The sequence below is a fragment of the Bacteroidota bacterium genome, from assembly GCA_034723125.1.
Taxonomy (GTDB): domain Bacteria; phylum Bacteroidota; class Bacteroidia; order CAILMK01; family JAAYUY01; genus JAYEOP01.
Map to the genome: position 1 here is coordinate 1 of JAYEOP010000371.1, position 2,379 is coordinate 2,379.

The following is a 2,379-nucleotide window of genomic DNA, read 5'->3' on the forward strand; positions in this document are numbered from 1 at the left end:
CATTAAAAGCTGATATTATTCCACACTCAATAAAAACGAGCGTAAGCCATAAAGTGTTTATGCAATTGAGTGTAAATTGAAGTGTAAATTTGTTGTTTTTGTTTGTAATATTGCATTTTAAAAAAAAGTTGATTTGAAAAAAAACAGTAAATATTACTTCTTAGTTGCGATTATAGTAATTATTGCTGTTGCTGTTTTTGTATTTCTGAGATTTGTTAAAAAAAATGATTCTTTTGAAGTAAAAAAGACAATAGTTTTTGATGGTAAAACATTTCTCAATTTGAATGATACTGTTGGCTATGTTGGTATAGAAAGGTGTAGGACTTGTCATTACGATGAATATAAAAATTATATAAAATCGGGAATGGGAATGTCTTACGGCTTGGCAAATCGCAAAAAAAGTGCTTCTGTTTTTCAAAAGGGAAAAGCGCTTTATGACGAAAAATCTGATTTTTATTATCAGCCTTTTTGGGATGGTAAAGAAATGAAAGTGCTTGAGTTTAGATTGAAAGAAGGCGACACAATTTATAAAAGAATTGAAAAAGTAGATTATATAGTTGGTTCCGGTCAGCATACCAATTCTCATATCATGAATGTTGGCGGTTATCTTTTTCAGGTACCATTTACTTTTTACACACAGCAGGGAGTTTTAGATTTTCCTCCGGGATTTGAAGATGGTAATAATTCCCGTTTTTCACGTAAAGTGGGTTTTGAATGTATGAGTTGTCATAATGCTTATCCAACCGCTGTTGATGGTTCAATAAATAAGTACAAAGAAGTTCCACTCGGTATTAATTGTGAGAGATGTCATGGTCCCGGTGAATTACATTCCATTGCTTGGGAAGATGGAATTTTAACAGATTCAAATGCTGCGGATTACACTATCGTTATGCCTACACGCTTAAGTGTTGATCTTCAGTTTCAAATTTGCTTGCGTTGTCATTCTCAAGGGAATTCTGTTCTTAAAGAAGGAAAAAGTTTTTTGGATTTTAAACCGGGTATGTATGTTACTGAGGTACTTGATGTCTTTAGAGAAGTGTATGAAAATGATGAGGATGCTTTTTGGATGGAAACACATCCTGAACGTTTAATGAAAAGCAAATGTTTTATAGAATCACACAAAAATCCAAAATATAAACCACTTACATGTATTGATTGTCATTTTACAGCAGGAATGCAACATATTAGTTTCGACCAAACACCTATTGATACTTTTGTTGCGAAATGTATGATTTGTCATAATAATGAAAATAATAATCTTTGTAGCGAGAGTAAAGATGTTCGGAAAAAGAATAATAATAATTGTATAGAATGCCACATGGTACGAACGGGAACTTTTGATATTCCACATGTTATAATTTCCGATCATTTTATTAGGGTTACTGATAAATGGAAGGAACCAATAAAAAGTACAAGTGAAATAAAAACAGGAGATTTTATCAGCTTAAAATGTATGACAAATAATAATCCTGATAACAAAACTATGGCATGGGCATACATTCATCATTTTGAAAAATTTTTAACAAGCAAAGCAGTTATTGATTCTGCATATAAATATTTGAAAGATATTCCTTTAAGAAATAATTTAAAAATCTGGATATATTATTATTTTCAGAAAAAAGATTATAACAAAATAGTAAATATTGCTGAAAAATATTTTGTTGAAAAAGAGAAAGATGCAATGACAAATTATCAAACAGGTCAGGCTTACCATCATTTAAAAAATTATAAGCGTGCATTATTTTATTATAAACTTGCTGTTAAGTTACAACCTTATAATTTGGAATTCAGGAATAAATATGGTGCCGAACTAATAAAGCTCAGAAAGTTTAGTAAAGCAATGCAAGAATTCGAATTTATTTTAAATGAATATCCTAATTCGGCAATTGCAAATAATAATCTTGGATTTTTGTATCTTTTCAATAAAGATTTTGAAAATGCAAAACTATATCTAAAAAAGTCATTACAGCTTGACCCTGATTATGTTAATGCTCACTTGAACATGGTAAAATTATATTTGGGCAAAGGTGAAATTGAAGTTGCGAATAATTATTTAAAAAAACTAAATAGAAAATTTCCAAACAATAAGGAAGTGAAGGAGCTTGAGGAAGTGATTCTGGGTCATTAAAAACAGTCCACAGTCAAAAACAGTCCACAGTCGGCAGTCTTCAGTCGGCAGTCGGCAGTCAAAAACAGTCCACAGTCGGCAGTCAAAAACAGTCAACAGTCGGCAGTCTTCAGTCGGCAGTCTTCAGTCAGCAGTCAAAAACAGACCACAGTCTTCAGTAGAATACCGTTGATTTATTAATTACTTTTCCTCTGCGTTTCTGCGCCTCTGCGTTTAAACAAATAACCAGTCGGCAGTCTTCAGTCGGCAGT

General features: G+C 31.8%; 1 protein-coding gene. It reads left to right on the top strand.

What is annotated here, in order from left to right; genetic code table 11:
- Positions 1–133: 133 nt before the first annotated feature.
- The gene (locus tag U9R42_09900) at positions 134–2,128 is read left to right on the top strand and encodes a tetratricopeptide repeat protein (GenBank protein MEA3496333.1); all 1,995 of its coding nucleotides are present in this window, start codon (positions 134–136) and stop codon (positions 2,126–2,128) included.
- Positions 2,129–2,379 lie beyond the last annotated feature (251 nt).